The sequence below is a fragment of the Sphingobium sp. genome (genome assembly GCF_035511395.1).
In the GTDB taxonomy this organism is placed as follows: Bacteria; Pseudomonadota; Alphaproteobacteria; order Sphingomonadales; family Sphingomonadaceae; genus Sphingobium.
Genome location: NZ_DATKFP010000360.1, coordinates 1 through 19,620, shown reverse-complemented (window position 1 = coordinate 19,620; position 19,620 = coordinate 1). Strand labels below are relative to the sequence as shown.

General features: G+C 65.7%; 20 protein-coding genes. 13 read left to right on the top strand and 7 right to left on the bottom strand.

From position 1 onward, the window contains the following. The first annotated feature begins 29 nt into the window (after positions 1-29). Genes VMR39_RS24810 through VMR39_RS24795 form a run of 4 tightly spaced genes read left to right on the top strand, consistent with a single transcriptional unit; the run spans position 30 to position 4,829 of the window. Positions 30-1,565, top strand: coding sequence for an MFS transporter (locus tag VMR39_RS24810; protein ID WP_325420242.1), 1,536 nt, complete (start codon positions 30-32; stop codon positions 1,563-1,565). A gap of 23 nt (positions 1,566-1,588) precedes the next feature. After that, positions 1,589-2,779: an SGNH/GDSL hydrolase family protein gene (locus tag VMR39_RS24805; protein WP_325420240.1), complete on the top strand. Its 1,191-nt coding sequence runs from the start codon at positions 1,589-1,591 to the stop codon at positions 2,777-2,779. After that, positions 2,776-3,741 (top strand): glycoside hydrolase family 43, encoded by a 966-nt coding sequence (locus VMR39_RS24800; RefSeq protein ID WP_325420238.1) that lies wholly within the window; start codon positions 2,776-2,778, stop codon positions 3,739-3,741. The genes VMR39_RS24805 and VMR39_RS24800 overlap by 4 nt, the downstream gene beginning before the upstream one ends. A gap of 41 nt (positions 3,742-3,782) precedes the next feature. Beyond that, positions 3,783-4,829, top strand: a complete 1,047-nt coding sequence (locus VMR39_RS24795; protein ID WP_325420236.1) for a LacI family DNA-binding transcriptional regulator — start codon at positions 3,783-3,785, stop codon at positions 4,827-4,829. A gap of 105 nt (positions 4,830-4,934) precedes the next feature. On the opposite strand, the gene VMR39_RS24790 is transcribed toward VMR39_RS24795, so the two are convergent. The 7 genes from VMR39_RS24790 to rhmD form a co-directional block, all read right to left on the bottom strand. Next, complete coding sequence (locus VMR39_RS24790) at positions 4,935-5,768, bottom strand: alpha/beta hydrolase (protein WP_325420234.1); 834 nt, start codon at positions 5,766-5,768, stop codon at positions 4,935-4,937. Then, positions 5,755-6,795, bottom strand: coding sequence for a glycoside hydrolase family 43 protein (locus VMR39_RS24785; protein ID WP_325420232.1), 1,041 nt, complete (start codon positions 6,793-6,795; stop codon positions 5,755-5,757). The genes VMR39_RS24790 and VMR39_RS24785 overlap by 14 nt, the downstream gene beginning before the upstream one ends. Then, positions 6,795-7,859: an L-rhamnose/proton symporter RhaT gene (rhaT, locus tag VMR39_RS24780; protein ID WP_325420230.1), complete on the bottom strand. Its 1,065-nt coding sequence runs from the start codon at positions 7,857-7,859 to the stop codon at positions 6,795-6,797. Before rhaT ends, VMR39_RS24785 begins: the two co-directional genes overlap by 1 nt. Further along, positions 7,856-8,758 carry an amidohydrolase family protein gene (locus VMR39_RS24775; protein WP_325420228.1) on the bottom strand — a complete coding sequence of 301 codons (903 nt, stop codon included), beginning with the start codon at positions 8,756-8,758 and terminating at the stop codon, positions 7,856-7,858. The genes rhaT and VMR39_RS24775 overlap by 4 nt, the downstream gene beginning before the upstream one ends. 72 nt (positions 8,759-8,830) lie before the next feature. Continuing rightward, positions 8,831-9,580 carry an SDR family NAD(P)-dependent oxidoreductase gene (locus tag VMR39_RS24770; RefSeq protein ID WP_325420226.1) on the bottom strand — a complete coding sequence of 250 codons (750 nt, stop codon included), beginning with the start codon at positions 9,578-9,580 and terminating at the stop codon, positions 8,831-8,833. Next, a complete protein-coding gene (locus VMR39_RS24765; protein WP_325420224.1) occupies positions 9,577-10,434 on the bottom strand; it encodes a fumarylacetoacetate hydrolase family protein in 858 nt (285 codons plus the stop codon). Before VMR39_RS24765 ends, VMR39_RS24770 begins: the two co-directional genes overlap by 4 nt. 24 nt (positions 10,435-10,458) lie before the next feature. Then, complete coding sequence (gene rhmD, locus VMR39_RS24760) at positions 10,459-11,643, bottom strand: L-rhamnonate dehydratase (protein ID WP_325420222.1); 1,185 nt, start codon at positions 11,641-11,643, stop codon at positions 10,459-10,461. A gap of 184 nt (positions 11,644-11,827) precedes the next feature. Between rhmD and VMR39_RS24755 the strand changes: the two genes are divergently transcribed. From VMR39_RS24755 to VMR39_RS24715, 9 genes are all read left to right on the top strand, one after another. After that, entirely contained in the window at positions 11,828-12,694 is an 867-nt protein-coding gene (locus VMR39_RS24755) for an IclR family transcriptional regulator (RefSeq protein WP_414712593.1), read from the top strand. Positions 12,695-12,717: 23 nt separating this feature from the next. Then, a complete protein-coding gene (locus tag VMR39_RS24750; protein WP_325420218.1) occupies positions 12,718-13,482 on the top strand; it encodes an SDR family NAD(P)-dependent oxidoreductase in 765 nt (254 codons plus the stop codon). Between the two features lie 177 nt (positions 13,483-13,659). Next, positions 13,660-14,466, top strand: coding sequence for a rhamnogalacturonan acetylesterase (locus VMR39_RS24745; RefSeq protein ID WP_325420216.1), 807 nt, complete (start codon positions 13,660-13,662; stop codon positions 14,464-14,466). Further along, a complete protein-coding gene (locus VMR39_RS24740; protein WP_325420214.1) occupies positions 14,463-15,446 on the top strand; it encodes an alpha/beta hydrolase in 984 nt (327 codons plus the stop codon). The genes VMR39_RS24745 and VMR39_RS24740 overlap by 4 nt, the downstream gene beginning before the upstream one ends. After that, a complete protein-coding gene (locus VMR39_RS24735; protein WP_325420212.1) occupies positions 15,443-16,198 on the top strand; it encodes a (Fe-S)-binding protein in 756 nt (251 codons plus the stop codon). The genes VMR39_RS24740 and VMR39_RS24735 overlap by 4 nt, the downstream gene beginning before the upstream one ends. After that, positions 16,195-17,616, top strand: a complete 1,422-nt coding sequence (locus VMR39_RS24730) for a lactate utilization protein B (protein WP_325420210.1) — start codon at positions 16,195-16,197, stop codon at positions 17,614-17,616. Before VMR39_RS24735 ends, VMR39_RS24730 begins: the two co-directional genes overlap by 4 nt. After that, positions 17,613-18,227 (top strand): LutC/YkgG family protein, encoded by a 615-nt coding sequence (locus VMR39_RS24725; protein WP_325420208.1) that lies wholly within the window; start codon positions 17,613-17,615, stop codon positions 18,225-18,227. Before VMR39_RS24730 ends, VMR39_RS24725 begins: the two co-directional genes overlap by 4 nt. Positions 18,228-18,326: 99 nt before the next feature. Further along, the gene (gene kduI, locus VMR39_RS24720; RefSeq protein ID WP_325420206.1) at positions 18,327-19,160 is read left to right on the top strand and encodes a 5-dehydro-4-deoxy-D-glucuronate isomerase; all 834 of its coding nucleotides are present in this window, start codon (positions 18,327-18,329) and stop codon (positions 19,158-19,160) included. Between the two features lie 136 nt (positions 19,161-19,296). Next, positions 19,297-19,620 (top strand): SDR family NAD(P)-dependent oxidoreductase (locus VMR39_RS24715; protein WP_325420204.1); only part of this gene is annotated, 324 nt, incomplete at its 3' end.

Genomic DNA, 19,620 nt, shown 5'->3' with positions numbered 1-19,620 from the left:
AGCCAGAATGATTAGGCGGAGGATCCGAATTGCCCGAGACTGCCCCACCCGCAAGCCGCCCTGGAGGCCGTCCGGTTCGCCTGCAAAATTACCTCGCCTATGGCTCGAACGACGTGCTGGGCGCGGGCTCGATGGCGGTCATCTCCGGCTGGGTGCTGATCTTCTACACCCAGTTCTGCGGCCTGACCGCGGGACAGGCGGCGACCATCTTCGCAGTGGCGCGCATCCTCGACGCCTTCGCCTCGCCGATGATCGGCTATATCTCCGACCATTTCGGATCGACCTGGCTGGGCCGCAAATTCGGCCGCCGCCGCTTCTTCATCCTCGCCGCCATTCCGCTGCTGCCCAGCTTCGCGCTGATGTGGCTGCCAGGGCAGGGCTTCTGGTATTATCTCGTCAGCTATGTGCTGTTCGAACTGGTCTACGCGATGGAGATCATCCCGTTCGAGACGCTGGCCGCCGAAATGTCGACCGACTATCGCACCAAGGCGAAGTTCGCCGGATCGCGCATCCTCTTCGGTCAGGCGTCCGCGATTCTCGCCGGCTTCCTGCCGCTCTGGCTGATCAACGCGCTCGGCCGAGACAGCGCCGACACCTTCTTCTACATGGGCATCATCTTCGCCGCTTTGTTCATGGTGACGGCGGGGCTGCTCTATCTGTTCAGCTGGGAACGGCATATGCCCGGATCGCTGGACGCCGTGCCTGAGCGGACACAGGGCGGCGGCGCGGGACAGGCCTTGAAGGCGCTTTACCGCAACCTCTTCTCGACCATGCGCATCCGCGCCTTCCGCCTGCACCTTGGCATGTATCTGGGCGGCTATATCAGCCAGGACATCTTCAACGCGGCCTTCACCTTCTTCGTGATCTTCGCGCTGGCCGGCTCCACCGCGATCGCGTCGGGCCTGCTAGGCACCATGTATATCGTCCAGTTCGTGGCGGTGATCATCGCCATCAACCTTGCGCTGCGCGCCTCGCCCAGCCGCGCCTATCAGGTCGCCGCCGCCGACTTCGCGGTGGGTGTGTTCGCGCTCATCGGCCTGTGGCTGCTCGGCGTCCCCGCCACTTCGCCCTGGATCTGGCTGCCGATCATCCTTTCCGGCCTCGGTCGCGGCGCGCTCAACTATATCCCCTGGGCGACCTATAATTACATGGCCGACGTGGACGAGATCGTCACCGGCCAGCGGCGCGAGGGCAGCTTCGCGGGCGTCATGACCTTCGTGCGCAAGGCGACGCAGGCCGCCGCCGTCGCGGGCGTGGGCTTCATCATGCAGGCGGGCGGTTTCGTGTCGGGGGCGCAAAGCCAGAGCCACGGCGCGATCCTGACCATGGCTCTGCTGCTGGGTGTGGGCACGGTCGGCTGCCTGTCCTTCGGCATTTGGGTGTCCACGCGCTTCCGCCTCAGCCCCGCGACCCACGACATATTGATGCGCGAGATCGAGCATCTGCGCAGCGGCGCGCGCACGCCCAGCTCGCCCGGCGCGGCGCTGGTCGTGGAGGATCTGTCGGGCTGGCGCTACGACCAGCTGTGGGGCAACAACCCGGTGGCGCAATTGGCCGCGAAATAGGGACCAAAAATAAGGGGATGAGGATGACGGGACGGATGATGCTTGGCGCGACGCTGCTGTTCGCGCTCGCCACGACGCCGGCGCAGGCGGACAACTGGTCGCGCAGCTGGATGGCCGCGCCGCTGGTGTCGAAGGCGCCGCCCGAAAAGCGCCCCGACCTCAACAACCGCACCCTGCGGCAGGTCGTCCGCATCAGCAGCGGCGGCCAGCGCATCCGCCTGCGCCTGTCCAACGAAATGTCGACCCAGCCGCTGCTGCTGGGCACGGTCCATGTCGCGCTCGCGGGCGAAAATGGCGAGACGCTGCCCGGCACCGATCATGTCGTGACCTTCAACGAGGCGCAGGGCGCGACCATCCCCGCCCGCGCGCCCCTGCTCAGCGATCCGATCGCGATGGCAGTGAAGCCGCTGAGCCGGCTCACCATCAGCATTCATTTGCCGCAGGGCGCGCCCGATGCGACCGTCCACAGCTATTCGGCCGCCACCGGCTGGACCGCACCAGGCGACCAGACGGCAGCGACCAGCCTGTCGGGCTCGACCACGCTTGGTCCGCGCGTCATCATCTCCGGCGTCGAGGTGGAAAGCCGCAAGCCCGGCACCACCATCGTCACGCTGGGCGATTCCATCACCGATGGCGTGCGCGCCACACCCGACAGCAACCGCCGCTGGCCCGACCTGCTGGCCGAGCGGCTGCAAAAGGCGGGCCGCACCTCGGTCGGCATCGCCAATGCCGGGATCAGCGCAAACCGGCTGCTGTCCGAAGGCGATGGCTATAACGCCCTCGCCCGGTTCGACGCCGACGTGCTGGCCGTGCCCGGCGTCACCCATGTCGTGATCCTCGAAGGGGTGAACGACCTTGGCAACGCCGCGCGCAGCCAGCAGCCGATGCTGCCGGCCGAAGCGCTGATCGGCGCCTATCGCCAGATGATCGCCCGCGCCCATGACCGGGGCGTGAAGGTCATCCTCGCCACCATCCTGCCCTACAAGGGCGCGGGCTATTGGAGCGCGGAGGGCGACGCCGCGCGCATGGCCGTCAACGCATGGATCCGCGACAACAGGGAAGCCGACGGCTTCGTCGATCTCGACAAGGCGATCGCCGACCCCGCCGAACCCGCTCGCATGGCCAAGCCCTATGATGTGGGCGACGCGCTCCACCCCAATGATGAAGGGTTCCGCGCCATGGCTGCCGCCTTCGACCTGAAGCTGTTCCGATGATCGCATCGCTGCTGATGCTGGCCACCGCCGCGAGCGGTCCTGTCGCGCCCAAGCCGCTGTTCCGCGATCCGGTGCATGACGGCGCGGCCGACGCATCGACCGTGCGCGACGCAAAGACAGGCGAATGGGTGATGTTCTACACCAACCGCCGTGCCAACATTGCGCGGGCGGATGCGAAGGATGTCAGCTGGGTCCATGGCACCGCCATCGGCGTCGCCCGGTCGATGGATGGCGCGCATTGGCGCTATGACGGCATCGCCGACATTCCCAAAGCCTGCACCGGCGACACGCTCTGGGCGCCCGAAGTGCAGTGGCTGAAGGGCGAGTGGCATATGTGGCTGACGGTGGTGCCGGGCGTCTTCCGCGACTGGAATGCGCCGCGCTTCATCGTTCACCTGACCAGCCCGGACCTCAAAAAATGGACCTGCGGCGAGCGGCTGGAACTGGGTTCGGACCGGGTGATCGACGCCAGCGTCCTCGCTTTGCGAAAAGGCGGCTATCGCCTGTTCTTCAATGACGAGAAGCAGAACAAGGCGATCGTCACCGCCGACAGCCCGGACCTGATCCACTGGACGGTCAAAGATCGGCTGACGCAAACGCCGGGCGAAGGACCGAAGGCGTTCCGCTGGAAGGGCCGGTACTGGCTGATCTCCGACGCGTGGAAGGGGCTGTTGGTCATGCGCTCCGACGATGGCGAACAGTGGACGACGCAGCCCGGCCATATCCTCGCGACGCCCGGCACCCAGCCGACCGACCGCGCCAAGGGTCAGCATCCCGACATCGTCGTCGCCGGCGACCGCGCTTATATCCTCTATTTCGTCCATCAGGAGGGCGAGGATGAGGCGAAGGCCGACCCCGAATATTATCGCCGCACCGTGCTCCAGATCGCTGAACTCAAGGAAAAGGACGGCGTCATCAGCGTCGATCGCGACGCGCCGACCCATGTCCGCCTAAAACCCTGAGGCCGTTTTCCTGCACTGCAAAAGCGGCTAGGACCGAGGGGATGAAAAGCCCCAAGAAGAAGCCGCCGACGATCAAGGAAGTCGCCGCCCGCGCCGGCGTGTCGGTCATGACCGCATCCCGCGCGATCAACGGCAAGGCGCTGGTCAGCGCCAAGGCGCAGCGGGCGGTGGAACAGGCGGTGGCGGATCTGGGCTACGTCCCCAACGCCTCGGCCCGCGCGCTGGCGGGCAGCGCCGACCGCCGCGTCGCGCTGCTGCACAGCAACAGCACCACATCGGCCTATCTCGGCGAACTGCTGCTCGGCGCGCTGGGCGAGGCACCGCAGCGGCATCTCCATCTGGTGGTGGAGCAATGCGCGCCCGGCGCCTTCGCCCCGGAAATCGTCGAGCAGGTCGCCAAGGCGCATGTCGCGGGCGTAATCCTGCCGCCGCCGCTCTGCGACTGGGCGGAACTGGTGGAACTGTTGCAGGCGCGCGACATCGCCGTGGTCGGCATCGCGCCCGACCGCGAAGGCGCGGGGATGCTCTCGGTCGGGACCGACGACCGCCACGCCGCCTATGACCTGACCCGTCATCTGATCGACCTTGGCCATCGCCGGATCGGCTTCATCGAGGGCAATCCCCGCCACCGTGCGAGTGCGCGCCGCTTGCAGGGCTTTCGCGACTGCCTGGCCGATTGCGGCATCGACCTGGACGAGCGCTGGATCGTGCCGGGCGACTTTTCCTATCGCTCGGGCCTCGACGCGGCGGAGCAGCTGCTCGGCCTCGACACCCCGCCCAGCGCCATCTTCGCCTGCAATGACGACATGGCGGCCGCCGCCATCACCGTGGCGCACCAGCGCCGGATCAACGTGCCGGCGGACGTCACCATCTGCGGCTTCGACGATACGCCGCTGGCCAGCGCGATCTGGCCGGCGCTGACCACGATCCGCCAGCCGATCCGCGACATGGCGCGCGAGGCGATCGGATTACTGGGCGCGCATTTCCGTAACGAGGATGAAGGCGCGGCGGATGAGGCACTCGGACGGGTGAAGCTCGACTATCAGCTCATCCGCCGTCAGTCGGATGCGATCCCGGCGCGGCACTAGAGCATCGTGCGCAAAGGTAGGAACCGGTTTGCGCTTAAAACGATGCGAAAACAAAAATTGGAGCGCGCGACCTGCGTCTGATTTAACGCAGCGCGCTCTAAGGCGTCACAAGAACCCGACCTGCCGCAACCACCCCTCGCACAGCAGCGGCCAGACGGACGCCGGCAAGCCCTCCGTATCGAGCGCAAAGCCATGCGGGGCGTCGGCGAAGACATGGAGTTCCGCGCTTCCCCCCGCCGCGATCAGCGCGCCGTGCAGGCGGCGCGCATTTTCCGCCGGCACCACCGGATCATTGCCGGCATAGACGATGAACACCGGCGGCGGATCGGGGAGCAACTGCGCGTCGGGCTGGAGCGCGTCATAGAGCGCCTGCTTCTCCACCGGCGGCAGGGGCGGCTTGTCGGCGACGATCGTCCGCCCCTTCGCATTGGTGGAGATGGGCGCATAGCCCACCACCAGCACGTCCGGCCGTTGCGGCTCCACGAAACCCCACTCAGCCGGATAGTCCGCGATCAGGCAGGAGGCGAGATGTCCGCCCGACGACAGTCCGACCACGCCCAGCCCGTCAGCCGCGAAACCACCATTTTCAAGACCTCTGGCGCGGATCATCCGCATCGCCTCCAGCGCATCGTCCAGCGGCGCGGACGGGCCGGTGCCGGCATGGGGAAAGCTATGGATCAGGACGAAGGCATGATAGCCGAGCGCATTCAGCCAGCGCGCCACCTGCACGCCCTCCCGCCCCGCCATCAGCGCGGTGTAGCCGCCCCCGCCCAGCACCAGCATCGCCCGGCCATTGGGCGTTTCGGGCGCATAGCCCAGCAGCACCGGCCGATCGACGGCGGTGACGACTGCCGCTTCTGGCACAGCCGCTTCATCCTCCAGCGTGAAAGCGCCGCTCGCCGCGCCACGCAGCGGCCAGACCAGATCAGCAGCCAGCATCTTGTGTCTCCATCGGGCATCCGTGGGTCGGATACGCCTCGCCATCCAGCTCGACCGCCTCGCGCACAACCTCGACACGGTCGCCCGCGTCGCGCATTTCGTAGAATTTCGCCAGCGCCCGCTTGAACGGGCGATGCAGCACCATCATCAGCCGCCCGTCGAACGCGCGGAAGATCATGCCATGACCGCTGTCGCGCTCGACCAGCGGGCCAAGCTGTTCCCACGGCCCGGCGATCGTCCCACTCTTCGACCGCGCCTGCGCCTGGACATAGCCATCCCTGCCCCAGCTCGACCAGAGCATCAGCAGGGTGCCGGTCTTCGTGCGGAACAGCTCCGGCCCGTCGGTGACATAGCCGGTGTCGCCCTCGGGCTGCTTCTGGCCGACCACCCAGTCGGCGTCACTGGCGCGGAACAGCAGGCGCGGCTTGCCGGCGGGCGAGAGCTCGTCCTTCAGCGGCAGCGCCTCGATCATGCCGACGCCCATCTGCAACCATTCATGGGCATAGACCATCCACGGCTTGCCCGCCGCATCGACATGCAGCGTGCCGTCGAGGGTCATGTCGCTCGCCGCCGTCGGCGGTTCGCCCCTGTGGATAAGTGTGTAGGGACCATCAACCCGGTCCGCCACGGCCAGCAGGGTGGCGCGCCGATAGAGGGGGCGCTTGCCCGTCGAAGCGATCACCGCCTTGTCATTGTGGAAGGTCGCGAACAGATGCCAGCGCCCCTTCCACATATGGACTTCGGGCGCCCAGCCGCCCTCATTGGCCCAGCTGTTTTCGGGCAGGGCGAACACCAGCTTTGGTTTCTGCCAGTGGGCGAGGTCGCCGCTGGCATAGGCCATGATGCCCACCCGCCTGTCGCCCGTCACCGCCGGGTCGTTCTTCGAGAAGAGCCAGTAGGTCTTGCTCCCATCCTCTGCGACCACCCACGGATCATGGATGCGCAGATGCGATGTCAGCAGCGGCGCGTCGGCCGCCCCGACCGGAACCGACAGGCCCAGCAGCAGGGCGGCCAGCAGCATCCGCATCAGCTGGCCAGCCGGTTGCCGTAGCCGATGATGAGCGTGGCGAAGATCAGCAGGCCGACCCCGCTCCACACCATGCGGCGCACGGCCGGCGCGGCGTCCTTCCACTCGCGGAAGGCGAAGCCCCAGCAGGTGCCGAAGATGATGATCGAGGCCATGTGCAACGTCCAGCTGGAAAAGCCGAAGCGGCCCATCTGGCTTTCGCCCATCGTGTAGAAGAAGAACTGGAAATACCAGGCCGTACCCGCCACCGCGCAGAGCAGGAAATTGGGCAGCAGCCTGGGGCGATGGCCGCTCGCATCCGCCGCGCCGGTCCACTGGCCTGCCGACCTGTTCTTCGCGATCAGCCAGCCGCACCAGAGCGCGTTGGTGATGAGGCCGCCGAACATGACGAGGCAGAGCGTCGGCAGGCCTGTCCATAGCGGGCCGGTGCCGGCGGCGGCGGAAAGCGCTTTGACCGGCTCACCCGCCGCGAGGCCGAAGGCAAAGCAGCTCGACATGATGCCGGAGAAGATGGCGACGGCGATGCCCTTCCTGAAATCGAACTCGGCGACGGCGGCAGCCTTCTGCTCCGCCGACAGCGCCTCATCCTTGCGCGCGCCGGCGCGGGCGACGACGATGATCCCGGCGATCGTGACGGCCAGCCCCAGCAGCACGATCTGGCCGTGCAGGGTGCCTGCGATCTGCGTCATGAACGTCCCGTCGAAGATCGGCGGGATCAGGGTGCCGAACACGGTGCACAGCCCCAGCACCACCGCCATGCCCAGCGACAGGCCGAGATAGCGCATGGTGAGACCATAGGTCAGCCCGCCAAAGCCCCAGAGGAAACCGAAGAAGACGCACCAGCCCATCACGGAGGATGGTACCTGGCGCATCACCCCCATCAGGTCGTTGGTCTGGATCGACGCGAAGAACCAGGGCGCGATCACCCAGGAAAAGATGCCGCCGGTGAGCCAGAAAATCTCCCAGTTCCAGCGTTTGACGCCGCGATAGGGGACGTAGAAGCTGGCCGAGGCGAAGCCGCCCAGCCAGTGGAAGAGAACGCCGAGCAGCGGATTTGGGGTCATAGATCAAGGCCCAGTCGATAGAGGCGATTGGCATTGCCGGCGAAGAGGGCGCGGCGGTCGGCTTCGGGGAAGTCCGCGACGATGGCGTGATAGGCTTCCATCGAGCGATCGACGGGCGCGAACAGTTTGTCGGTCGGCGTGTCGCTGGCGAAGGCGCAGCGCGCAATGCCAAACATATCGATCGCCTCGCGGATGAACGGCTCCACGCTTTCGCGGGTCCAGTCGGGACGGATGAACCCCATGCCCGACAGCTTGACCGCGACATGGGGCAGCGCGGCGAGCGCCTTCATGCCGCGCCGCCAATCCTCCAGACCGTCAGGATCGGTCAGCACCGGCATGCCGATATGGTTGATGATGACGGGGATGTCTGGATGCCGCTCGATCAGCGCGGCAAGGCCCGGCATCTGCCCCGGATAGCATTGCAGGTCGAAGGACAGGCCATGCTTGGCCAGCAGCGCATAGCCTGTCTGCCATATCGGATCGACGGTCAGGTCGACCGGCCCATAGGTGCGCTTGGGGCTGGGATGCCAGTTGACGATATGACGGATGCCCTTGACGCGGGGATGCGCGGCCTGCGCGGCCAGCAGGGCGTCGAGATCGGGATCATTCAGCGCGGCGAAGGCGACGAAAGCGGTGGGCAGGCCCTCCGCTTCGGCAAGGCCATCGAGCCATTGCGTTTCCCGCACCGCGCTCGCGGCGGCGGCCCCGGCATCGACGTGGACGGCGCCCACAACGTTCCAGCGCGCAAGGTCGGCGCGATATTGGGCCACGCCATAATCATGGGCGATCGCCTCGACACTGCCGTTCGGCCCCTCGTCCGTGAAGGGCGGGGTCAACCAGTCGTAGCGGATGTGGTTCAAGTCCCACAGGTGGATATGGGCATCGACAAAGGGGATCATGCAATCCTCTCCCGTGGTGAAAAGCGACGCGCCGGCTCTTGGGTGGCCGGTCGCGCCGCGCAACTTCGGATTTTAAAAGGTCGTGCGCCCGCCCGACGTGTCGAAGGTCGACGCCGTTGTGAAGCTGCACTCCTCGCTGGCCATGAAGCAGACCATCGCCACCGATTCCTCGACCAGGCCAAGCCGGCCCATCGGAATCTTGGATCGCATATAGTCGACCTGGCTCTGGGGCAGCTGCTCCAGGATCGGGCTTTCGAAGGTGGCGGGGGTGAGGGCATTGGCAATCACGCCCTTGCCCGCCAGTTCCTTGCCGATGCTCTTGGTGAAGCCGATCACCCCCGCCTTGCTCGCGGAATAGGCCGAGGCGTTGGGATTGCCTTCCTTGCCCGCGACCGAGGCGAGGTTGACGATCCGGCCATAGCCGTTTGCGAGCAGGAAGGGCACGACTTCCCGGTTGCAGTAGAAGAGGCCATTCAGGTTGATGTCGATCACCCGCTGCCAGCTATCGACCGGATAGTCCCACGCCGTGGCGGTCGCGCCGGTGATGCCCGCCGAGCAGACCAGCACATCGACCTTGCCCAGCGCGTCGGCGCTTTCCTTCGCGGCGGCGGCGACGGCGGCCTGATCGGAGACGTCGAGCGCAACCACATGGGTCGCGCCGACCTCCGCTTTCGTCGCGGCCAGTGCGTCCGCGTTCAGATCCCAGAGGACGACCTTGCCACCTTCGGCGACGATGCGCGCGGCGACCAGCTTGCCAAGGCCCGACGCGCCGCCGGTGACGATGGCGCAGCGTCCCTCATAGCGACCGGAAAAGACGCTCATCCCAGCACCTCGTCGCCCAGGTGACGCCATTCCACCACATTCTGCTTCTGGACGCCGAGCTTCTCGATGCCCAGCTCCATGACGTCGCCGGCCTTGAGGTAGATGGCATTGGGCTTCTTGCCCTCACCGACGCCTGGAGGGGTGCCAGTGATCATCAGGTCACCCGGATAGAGGGTGATATATTCGCTGACATAGGAGATGAGCTGGGCGACATTGAAGATCATCGTCTTCGTATTGCCGGTCTGCATCCGATCGCCGTTGATGTTCAGATACATGTCGAGATTCTGCGGGTCGCCGACCTCGTCGGCCGTCACCAGCCAGGGGCCGACCGGGCAGAATGTGTCATGGCCCTTGCCCTTGCTCCACTGGGTGCCGCGCTGCTTCTGGTTGAAGCGTTCCGACACGTCGTTGACGAGGGTGTAGCCCGCGACCTTCGACAGCGCTTCCTCTTCGGACACGAAGCGGCAGGTTTCGCCGATCACCACGCCCAGTTCGACTTCCCAGTCGCCATGGGTCGAACCCTTGGGCAGCATCACTTCGTCGTTCGGGCCGTTCAGCGACGACAGCGCCTTCATGAACATCATCGGCTCGGTCGGGATCGGCAGGTTCGATTCGATCGCATGGTCCTCATAGTTGAGGCCGATGGCGACGATCTTGCCGATGCCCTTGACCGGCACGCCATAGCGCGGCTCGCCCTCGACGACGGGAAGCGCATCGACGTCCGCGCCCTTTGCCTTGGCGAGGGTCGCGACGGTCAGTTCGGGGACGACCGCCGACAGGTCGCGAATCTTGCCTTCGCTGTCGATGACACCGGGCTTTTCCTGGCCACGCTGGCCGAAACGAACGAATTTCATGGGATCAGTCTCTCTTTACGGCAATCAATGGGTGTAGGGACGGTGCATCGCGATGTCGGGGTTCAGCTCGACGCCGAAGCCCGGCTTGTCGAGCGCGCTGACCTTCATGCGGCCATTTTCCGGCACCGGCTCGCCCAGCAGCTGGGGCGCAAACATCGGTACCACCTCCGTCGGTCCCGGATGCATCATCAGGAATTCGGCGAAGGGCGAATTGTGGCGGGTGATGACGAAATGATAGCTGTAGACCGACGAACCATGCGGCACGACCATCTTGCCATGGGCGTCGGCCAGCGCGCTGATCTTCAGCAGTTCGGTGACGCCACCGCACCAGCCGACATCGGGCTGGATGATGTCGCAGCAATCCATTTCCATCAGCATGCGGAAGCCCCAGCGGGTCGCCTCATGCTCGCCGGTCGTGACCAGCATGCCCTTGGGCACGTTGCGCTTGAGCTGCTGGTAGCCCCAATAATCGTCGGGGCTGATCGCTTCCTCGATCCATTTGAGGCCCAGCTCATGCGCCGCGATGGCGAGGCGGGTGGCATAGTCGACGTCCAGCGCCATCCAGCAGTCCCACATCAGCCAGAAATCGTCGCCGACCTTCGACCGCATGTCGGCCAGTTCGGCGATGTTCTTCTTCAGACCCTCGACGCCTTCGGCCGGGCCATGATGGAGCGCCATCTTGCCGCCGATGAAGCCGAATTCCTTCGCCTTGTCCGGTCGTGCGCCGGTGGCGTAGAATTGCAGCTCGTCGCGCACCGCTCCGCCCAGCAGATGATAGACCGGTTCCTGCCGCAGCTTGCCGAGCAGATCCCAAAGCGCCAGGTCGACGCCGGAAATCGCGTTGATGACCAGACCCTTGCGCCCATAATATTGGGTCGAAAAATACATCTGGTCCCAGATTTTCTCATAGTCCGTGGGCGCGCGGCCTTCGAGGAAGCGGGCGAGATGCTTTTCCACGATATAGGCGGCCGGTTCGCCGCCGGTCGTCACCGCGAAACCGACGGTGCCGTCCTCCGCCTCGATCTCCACGACCAGCGTGCCCAGCACGTTGATGCCGAAGCTCTGCCGGGACTGGCGATATTCGGGATATTTCGACATCGGCGTCGCGATGTGATCGTCGATCCAGTGGCCTTCGCCCTGGTCATGATAGTCGGCACCACCGCCGCGCACGGTGAAGGCACGGACATGTTTGATCTTCGGCAAGGTCACGATCGCACTCACTCCTTGAGCCTGTCCGCTGTCCAAATCGTGGGAAACAGCGGCAACTACTTCCAATATATGGTCAAACTCGCATGATGCCGGGCGAGATAGGGGTCTGGCGCGATCGGAAAGAATCAAGTCGGCCCCTCCTTCACCCTTGTTTTTCTCATTTTGTGGGATAGAGTATTAGTAGATGAGACAAAATTCGTCAAACCCTGAATTGGGCCAAAAGTCAGGAGAGCGAGAGGAAATGTCGATGACGCCAGAGAAAGCCGGGCCGGCCAAGGCGTCGGGGTCGCAAACCCTGCAACGGGGGCTGGACCTGCTGGATCAGGTGATCGACGGCCCGATCAAGCTGGCCGAATTGTCCGAGCGCATGGTGCTGACCCGGTCGACCACGCACCGGCTCGCCAATGCGCTGGTGGAGCGCGGTTTCCTGACATTCCTGCCGCGCGAGGGCTATCAACTGGGGCCCAAGCTGCTCCAGCTCGGCTTCCTGGCGCAGAGCCAGGCCGACGTGGTGCAGATCGCCCGCCCGCATATCGAGGCGCTGGCCGCCGCGAGCGAGGATGTGGTGCATCTGGGCCGGCTCGACGGCGACCAGGCGCTCTATCTCGACAAGATTCCCGGCCGCCGCCGCGTCGAAATCTCCAGCCGGATCGGAGACCGCCAGCCGCTGACCTCCACCGGCCTCGGCAAGGCGCTGCTGCTCGACGATTCCGAAGCCAACTGGCATCGCCTGTTCGACGCCGATCAGGCCGCCGGCACTCATCCCATCGCCTATGAAGCTTGGCTGGAGCGGATGCGCGGCTATGCGGCGGCGGGCCGCTCCTTCGACCTGGAGGAGAATGAAGATCAGATACGCTGCGTCGCCGCGCCGATCCGCGACGCTTCGGGCGCCATCGTCGCCGCCATCAGCCTGTCGAGCGCCGCCCAATATATGGACGACGACCGGATGCAGGTGCTGAGCGAAGAGGTGCGCGCCACCGCGCAGAAAGTCAGCGCCGATCTGGGCTGGACCCCCGGCGTCAAACCACCCCGCCGCCCCGTGCGGCGCTAACTTCCACAGGAAAGAGCGATCCCATGAAGCTGCTTGAAGGCAAGACCGTCCTCGTCACCGGCGCATCGACCGGCATCGGCCGCGCCGCCGCCATCGGCGCCGCCCAGCATGGCGCCGACGTCGTCATCAACTATGCCAGCAGCGACGGCCCGGCCGCCAGCTGCGTGGCGGAGATCGAGGCGCTCGGCCAGCGCGCCATTGCGGTAAAGGGCGACGTCGCCGACCCGCAGACCGCGCAGGACTTTGTCGCGAAGGCGGTCGAAGCCTTCGGCAAGGTCGATGTAATGGTCAGCAATGCGGGCATCTGCCCCTTCCACGCCTTCCTCGACATGCCGGTCGACGTGGTCGAGCGCACCTTCAAGGTGAACCTGCACGGCGCCTATTTCATGGTGCAGGCCGCCGCGCAGCAGATGGTGAAACAGGGGCATGGCGGATCGATCGTCGCCGTCTCCTCCATCTCCGCTCTGGTCGGCGGCGAGTATCAGACACATTACACCCCGACCAAGGCAGGCGTACATTCGCTGATGCAGTCGACGTCGATCGCGCTGGGCAAGCATGGCATACGCTGCAACAGCGTCCTGCCCGGCACCATCCTGACCGAGATCAACAAGGATGACCTGGCCGATGTCGAGAAGCGCCAATATATGGAAGCCCGCACACCACTCGGTCGCCTTGGCGCGCCGGAGGATCTGGCCGGCCCGATCGTCTTCCTCGCGTCCGACATGGCCGCCTATGTCACCGGCGCCGCGCTGCTGGTCGACGGCGGCATGTATGTGAATTTGCAGTAATTCAGCCGCTCTTCTATCCTCCGTTCGTCCTGAGCCTGTCGAAGCCTGTCCTGAGCGCCTGCCCTGGCAGGCAGTCGAAGGAGGCATTTCCTTCTTCATCAGAAGAAGAAGAAGAAGAGTGCTTCGACAAGCTCATCCCGAACGGTGTGAAGATGGGGGTGCAAAAGGAAGTCGCCCATGAGGATCGTCCCGAAAGTCGCCGCCGCCCTCGCCGCTTTGTTCGCCACCCTGCCGGCGCACGCCACGCAGCCGGGCGACACGATCCTGATCGCGGGCGATTCCACCGCCTCCACCTATAAGGGAGATCGCTATCCCCAGACCGGTTGGGGCCAGATGCTGTCCTGTGGACTTTCCCCCGAAGTGCGGGTCAGCAACCACGCCATGGGCGGCCGCTCTACCCGCACCTTCCTGAGCGAAGGGCGGTGGGAGAGGCTGCTCGGCGAAGTCACCCCCGGTGACACGGTGCTGATCCAGTTCGGCCATAATGACGCGACCCGCGCCAAGCCCGAACGCTGGGCACCCGCCCAGACCGACTATCGCGACAACCTGCTGCGCTTCATCTGGGACGTGCGCACTGCCGGCGGCACCCCGGTGCTGGTCACGCCGGTCGCGCGGCGCAGCTTCGGCGCGGACGGCAAGGCAAAGGCGGACTTTGCCGACTATTCCGCCGTAATGCGTGACCTGTCCGCAAGCACGCACGCGCCGCTGATCGATCTGGAGGCGCTGTCGCGCGCCTGGGTCGACCGCGCCGGGCAAGACGCGTCCAAGGCCTATTATCTCCACTACAAGCCCGAGGATCATGCCCCCGGCTTCCCCAAGGGCATCGCCGACAACACCCATTTCAGCGAAGTGGGTGCCCGCAACGTCGCCAATCTGGTCGCAGGTGGCCTGAAAGCGCTGAACCTGCCCATCTCCGCGAAGGTGCTGGCCGACCGCCCGGCCCTTGCCCGCACCACGCCACTGGGAAAGACGAGCTGCCAATGACGATTCTCGATCGCCGCGAGTTGATGACGACTGCCGTCGCAAGCGCCGGCACCCTGCTGACCGGCGCCTTTGCGCCTGCCGCCCTCGCCCAGAGTTTCCCGTTGCCGCAGGGGTTCGAACGCTTTCCGATCTGGCCCGGCAAGGCGCCGGGCGCCGAGAATGTCCATGTGCAGGAGGTGGAGACGCTGCGCCGCCCCGACAGCGGCCCGGACGACGGCGTCTTCGCCCATATCGTCACTCCCACCCTCACCATGCTGCGCCCGGCAAGGCCCAATGGCGCAGCGATGCTGTTCATCCCCGGCGGCGGCTATCTGCGCGTCGCCATCGGCCACGAAGGCTATAGCCTCGCCCGCCGCTTCGCACAGGCGGGCTATGTCTGCTTCGTCCTGCTCTACCGCCTGCCCGGTGACGGTTGGGCCGCCGGACCCGAAGCACCGTTGCAGGATGCGCAGCGTGCGCTGCGCCTGGTCCGCTCGCTCGCGCCCAGGGAAAGGTTCGACGCCAACCGCATCGGCGTGATGGGCTTTTCCGCCGGCGGCCATCTCGCCGCATGGCTCACCAGCCGCATGGCCGCAGAGACGTACAAGCCCATCGATGCCGCCGACCGCGAACCGATCAAGGCCGCGCTCGCCGCCTATATCTACCCGGTGATCCAGATGGAGGGACCGTTCGCCCATGCCGGATCGCGCACGCAATTGCTGGGCGCAACGCCCTCGCCCGAACGGATGCGCGCCTATTCGCTCGATCAGGATGTGAGCGCGCAAACGCCCCCCGTCTTCCTCGCCCATGCGCTGGACGACAAGGCGGTGCCGCCCGAAAACAGCCTGTCCATGCTGGCGGCGCTGCGGGCGAAGGCTATTCCGGCTGAATGCCATCTGTTCGAAAATGGCGGCCATGGCTTCGGCCTCGTCCCCGAACCGGCGGCTCCGGCGCACTGGCCCGACCTCTTCCTCTCCTTTGCGAAACGCCACGGACTATGACCAGAAACGTCGCCCTCTTCGTCACCTGCCTGGTCGATGTCATGCGCCCGCGCATCGGCTTCGCCGCGATCCGCGCGCTGGAGGCGGCGGGGTGCGACGTGGTCGTGCCGCAGGGCCAGACCTGCTGCGGCCAGCCCGCGCTCAACAGCGGCGACCGCGACCATGCCGCCGCGCTGGCGAAGCAGACGATCGAGGCGCTCGAACCCTATGAGGCGATCGTCGTCCCCTCTGGCTCCTGCGCGGGCACGATCCGCTGCCACTATCCAGAAATCTTCGAACACGACACGGCATGGCTCCCGCGCGCGCAGGCGGTGGCGGGCAAGACATGGGAAGTCATGGCCTATCTCGATCAGGTCTGCGGCTGGAAGCCCGAAGGCGTCACGGTCGACGCCAAGGCCACCTATCATGACAGCTGCTCAGGACTTCGCGAACTCGGCATCAAGGCGCAGCCGCGCCGTCTGCTCAAGAGCATCGACGGCCTCAGCTTCGCGCCCTTGCAGGACGAGGAGACATGTTGCGGCTTCGGCGGTACCTTCTGCGTCAAATATCCCGCCATTTCCAACGCGATCGTCGGCGAAAAGGCCGACGCCATCGACGCCACCGGGGCCGACCTGCTGCTGGCGGGCGACCTGGGCTGCCTGATGAACATGGCGGGCAAGCTCAACCGCAAAGGCAGCAAGGTGCGCGCCTATCACGCCATCGAACTGATCGCGGGCATGGGCGACGGCCCGGCCATCGGGGAAGAAGCGTGAACGCCTTTACAGCAAAAGCCGGCACGGCGACCTTCAAAGACCGCACGGACGCCGCGCTCTCCGACCGCATCCTCAAGATCGCCGTCGAGCGCACCGCCGGCACCGCCGAAACCAAGCGCGGCCTTGCCGTCGCCGCCTTCCCCGACTTCGACGCCGCGCGCGACCGCGCCGCCGCGATCAAGGATCATGTGGTCGCGCATCTTGGCCACTATCTGGAGATGTTCGAGGCAAACGCCATCGCGGCGGGCGCGAAGGTCCACTGGGCCAGCACCGCCGACGAAGCCTGCAAGATCGTCATCGATATCTGTAAGGCCGCCAACGCGAAGACCGTCGCCCGCTCCAAATCGATGCTGGGCGAGGAAATCGGCCTGCCCCATGCGCTGGCCGAAGCCGGGATCGGCCGGGTCGAAACCGATCTGGCCGAACATATCATCCAGCTGGCCGACGAGCGTCCCTCGCACATCATCTGGCCCGCCATGCACAAGACGCGCGAGCAGGTGTCCGCCCTGTTCAAGGCGAAGCACCGCACGCCGCATGAGGAAGAGACGATCGCCGCCATGGCCGAAAGCGCCCGGCGCCAGTTGCGTGGCGAAATGCTGGGCGCGGATGTCGGCATATCGGGCGCGAACTTCCTGATCGCGGATACGGGCGCCATCTGCACCGTCACCAATGAAGGCAATGCCGAACTCTCGCTCGTCCCGCCGCGCGTCCATATCGTGACGGCGGGGATCGAGAAGATCGTGCCAAGCATGCCGCACGCCATCCACATGCTGCGGATGCTGGCGCGCTCCGCCACCGGTGCCGCGCTCACGCAATATACGACCTTCTACACCGGCCCCAAACGCCCCGGCGATCGCGACGGGCCGGAGGAGATGCACATCGTGCTGGTCGACAATGGCCGCACGAAGATGCGCGAGGAAGGCCTCGCCGAAATGCTCCGCTGCATCCGTTGCGGCGCGTGCATGAATCATTGCGTCGTCTTCCGCCAGATCGGCGGCCATGCCTATGGCGGCACCTATCCCGGCCCGATGGGATCGGTGCTGACCCCGGTGTTCGACGGCCTGCCACAGAGCCGCGACCTCGCCCATGCCTGCACCCTTAACGGCAAGTGCCAGGAAGTCTGCCCCGTCCGCATCCCGCTCCCCACCCTGCTCAAGGGCTGGCGCGAGAAAAGCTGGCGCGAGGGGCTGGAGCCGACCTCGATGCGCTTTGGCCTTGGCCTCTGGGCCTGGGTCGCCCGCCGTCCCGCTTTCTATCGCTTCGGCACCGGCATCGCCGTGCGCGCGATGCGGCTGCTGGGTCGCAAGGGCTGGATCGACAAACTCCCGCTAGCGGGCGGCTGGACCCGCTATCGAGACATGCCCAAGCCCGCCGCGCAGACCTTCATGGCCCAATATAAGAAGGAGCGCCGCAAATGAGCGCCCGTGACGCCATCCTCTCCCGCCTCAAAAGCACCGCACCCGGCCCGATCGAGGCCGAAGCCGCCGCCCTGCTGATCGCCCCCGAACGCCCGGCCGTGGACGAAACCGTGCTGGAGGCGGAATTTCTCGCCCGGCTCGCGCTCCCCAGCGTCAACGCCAGTCATGACGCCATCGCCACCATGGCGGACCTGCCCGCCGCGATCGCCCGCTATCTGGAGGGACAGGGCGAAACCCTCACCCTCTGCCTGCCGCCCGACCCGCGCCTTGCGACATGCGACTGGACCGGCTTCACCCTCCACGATTCCGCCGCGCCCGACGAAGCCGCCGCCCTCGCCATCGCGCGCAGGGGGATCGCCGAAACCGGCTCGCTGGTGTTCGAAACCGCGCCGCATGCGCCGATGCTCCCCAATTTCCTGACCCTGCATCATATCGTGCTGCTGGCGGTGAAGGATATCGCCCCCTATCTGGAAGATGCCCCCTTGCCGGGCGCCCAGCCGCGTGCGCATTACTGGATCACCGGCGTATCGGGCACGACCGATATCGAGGGCACCTATGTCCGCGGCGCGCATGGTCCGCGCTTCCTGCACATTATCCTGCTTCGCGATTAATCACCGCATGGTAGAACTTCATTCCACATTACGGGAATAAAGGCTTACTTTCGCCTCGCCGGGCGCTATAAGCAGGAAAAATCCCCAAAGGAGATTCCTGTGTTCGAGAAGACCTATCACGCGACGCACCCGGATATGATGGAGTGCGTGGACAATGAGAGCCTGCGCGACCGCCATCTGGTGGGCGGCATGTTCGTCGAGGGTGAGGTCGTCCTCAACTACAGCCATAATGAGCGGTTCGTGATCGGCGGCGCGGTGCCGGCCGGTGGCTCCCTGAAGCTGCCCGACCAGAGTGAGCCGGCCTCGGCGGCGGGCCATCCCTTCCTGGAACGGCGTGAAGCCGGCATCGTCAATATCGGTGGTCCCGGCGCGATCACCGTCGACGGCACGCGCTACGAGATCGGCAACAAGGAATGCCTTTACGTCCCCATGGGATCGAAGGACGTGATCTTCGAAGGCGCCGAGGCGCGCTTCTACATCGCCTCGCTGCCCGCGCACAAAGCCTGCCCGATCAAGAAGGTCACGCTGGCCGAGGCGAACCCGCTGAAACGCGGCGACCTCGCCAACTCCAACCACCGCACCATCTACCAGCTGGTGATCCCCGGCGTGTGCGAAAGCGCGCAGCTGCTGCTGGGCCTCACGGTCCTCGAAACCGGCAGCGTGTGGAACACCATGCCGCCGCATCTTCATGACCGCCGCAGCGAAATCTATCTCTATTTCGACCTTCAGGGCGGCGACCGCGTGTTCCACTATATGGGTGAGCCGGACGCGATGCGTCACATCGTCATCGAGAATGAGGAAGCGGTCATCTCCCCGCCCTGGTCGGTGCATATGGGGTCGGGCACCAAGAGCTATGCCTTCATCTGGGCGATGGGCGGCGAGAATCTCGATTATACCGACATGAACGTGCTGGACATCTGCCAGCTGCGGTAATTTCGGCACAAATCCCGTTCGTGTCGAGCGAAGTCGAGACACGGCCAGCGGCACCTCAACAGGTTTCTCGACTTCAGTCTGTCCTGAGCGACTGCCTTGCAGGCAGTCGCAGGGCTCGAAACGAACGGATGATTGCATGACCACCCCCTTCGATTTGACCGGCAAGGTTGCCATCGTCACCGGCGCCAACACCGGCATCGGCCAGGCGATCGCGCTGTCGCTGGCCGCCGCCGGCGCCGACATCGCCGCGGTGGGCCGCACGCCTGCACAGGACACCGTCGATCAGGTCCGCGCGCTGGGCCGCAAGGCGGAGATCGTCTCCGCCGACCTCAGCAGCATCGAGCCGGTCCAGCGCGTCATCGACGAGACGCTTGAGAAGCTCGGCGGCCTCGACATCCTGATCAACAATGCCGGCATCATCCGTAGAGCCGACAGCGTCGACTTCACCGAGGAAGACTGG

Bases quoted from the DNA above. Each gene is read 5' to 3' on its own strand.
- VMR39_RS24805 (WP_325420240.1), top strand. From the start codon at position 1,589: ATGACGGGACGGATGATGCTTGGCGCGACGCTGCTGTTCGCGCTCGCC.
- VMR39_RS24800 (WP_325420238.1), top strand. From the start codon at position 2,776: ATGATCGCATCGCTGCTGATGCTGGCCACCGCCGCGAGCGGTCCTGTC.
- VMR39_RS24795 (WP_325420236.1), top strand. From the start codon at position 3,783: ATGAAAAGCCCCAAGAAGAAGCCGCCGACGATCAAGGAAGTCGCCGCC.
- VMR39_RS24790 (WP_325420234.1), bottom strand. From the start codon at position 5,768: ATGCTGGCTGCTGATCTGGTCTGGCCGCTGCGTGGCGCGGCGAGCGGC.
- VMR39_RS24785 (WP_325420232.1), bottom strand. From the start codon at position 6,795: ATGCGGATGCTGCTGGCCGCCCTGCTGCTGGGCCTGTCGGTTCCGGTC.
- rhaT (WP_325420230.1), bottom strand. From the start codon at position 7,859: ATGACCCCAAATCCGCTGCTCGGCGTTCTCTTCCACTGGCTGGGCGGC.
- VMR39_RS24775 (WP_325420228.1), bottom strand. From the start codon at position 8,758: ATGATCCCCTTTGTCGATGCCCATATCCACCTGTGGGACTTGAACCAC.
- VMR39_RS24770 (WP_325420226.1), bottom strand. From the start codon at position 9,580: ATGAGCGTCTTTTCCGGTCGCTATGAGGGACGCTGCGCCATCGTCACC.
- VMR39_RS24765 (WP_325420224.1), bottom strand. From the start codon at position 10,434: ATGAAATTCGTTCGTTTCGGCCAGCGTGGCCAGGAAAAGCCCGGTGTC.
- VMR39_RS24755 (WP_414712593.1), top strand. From the start codon at position 11,828: ATGAGACAAAATTCGTCAAACCCTGAATTGGGCCAAAAGTCAGGAGAG.
- VMR39_RS24750 (WP_325420218.1), top strand. From the start codon at position 12,718: ATGAAGCTGCTTGAAGGCAAGACCGTCCTCGTCACCGGCGCATCGACC.
- VMR39_RS24745 (WP_325420216.1), top strand. From the start codon at position 13,660: ATGAGGATCGTCCCGAAAGTCGCCGCCGCCCTCGCCGCTTTGTTCGCC.
- VMR39_RS24740 (WP_325420214.1), top strand. From the start codon at position 14,463: ATGACGATTCTCGATCGCCGCGAGTTGATGACGACTGCCGTCGCAAGC.
- VMR39_RS24735 (WP_325420212.1), top strand. From the start codon at position 15,443: ATGACCAGAAACGTCGCCCTCTTCGTCACCTGCCTGGTCGATGTCATG.
- VMR39_RS24725 (WP_325420208.1), top strand. From the start codon at position 17,613: ATGAGCGCCCGTGACGCCATCCTCTCCCGCCTCAAAAGCACCGCACCC.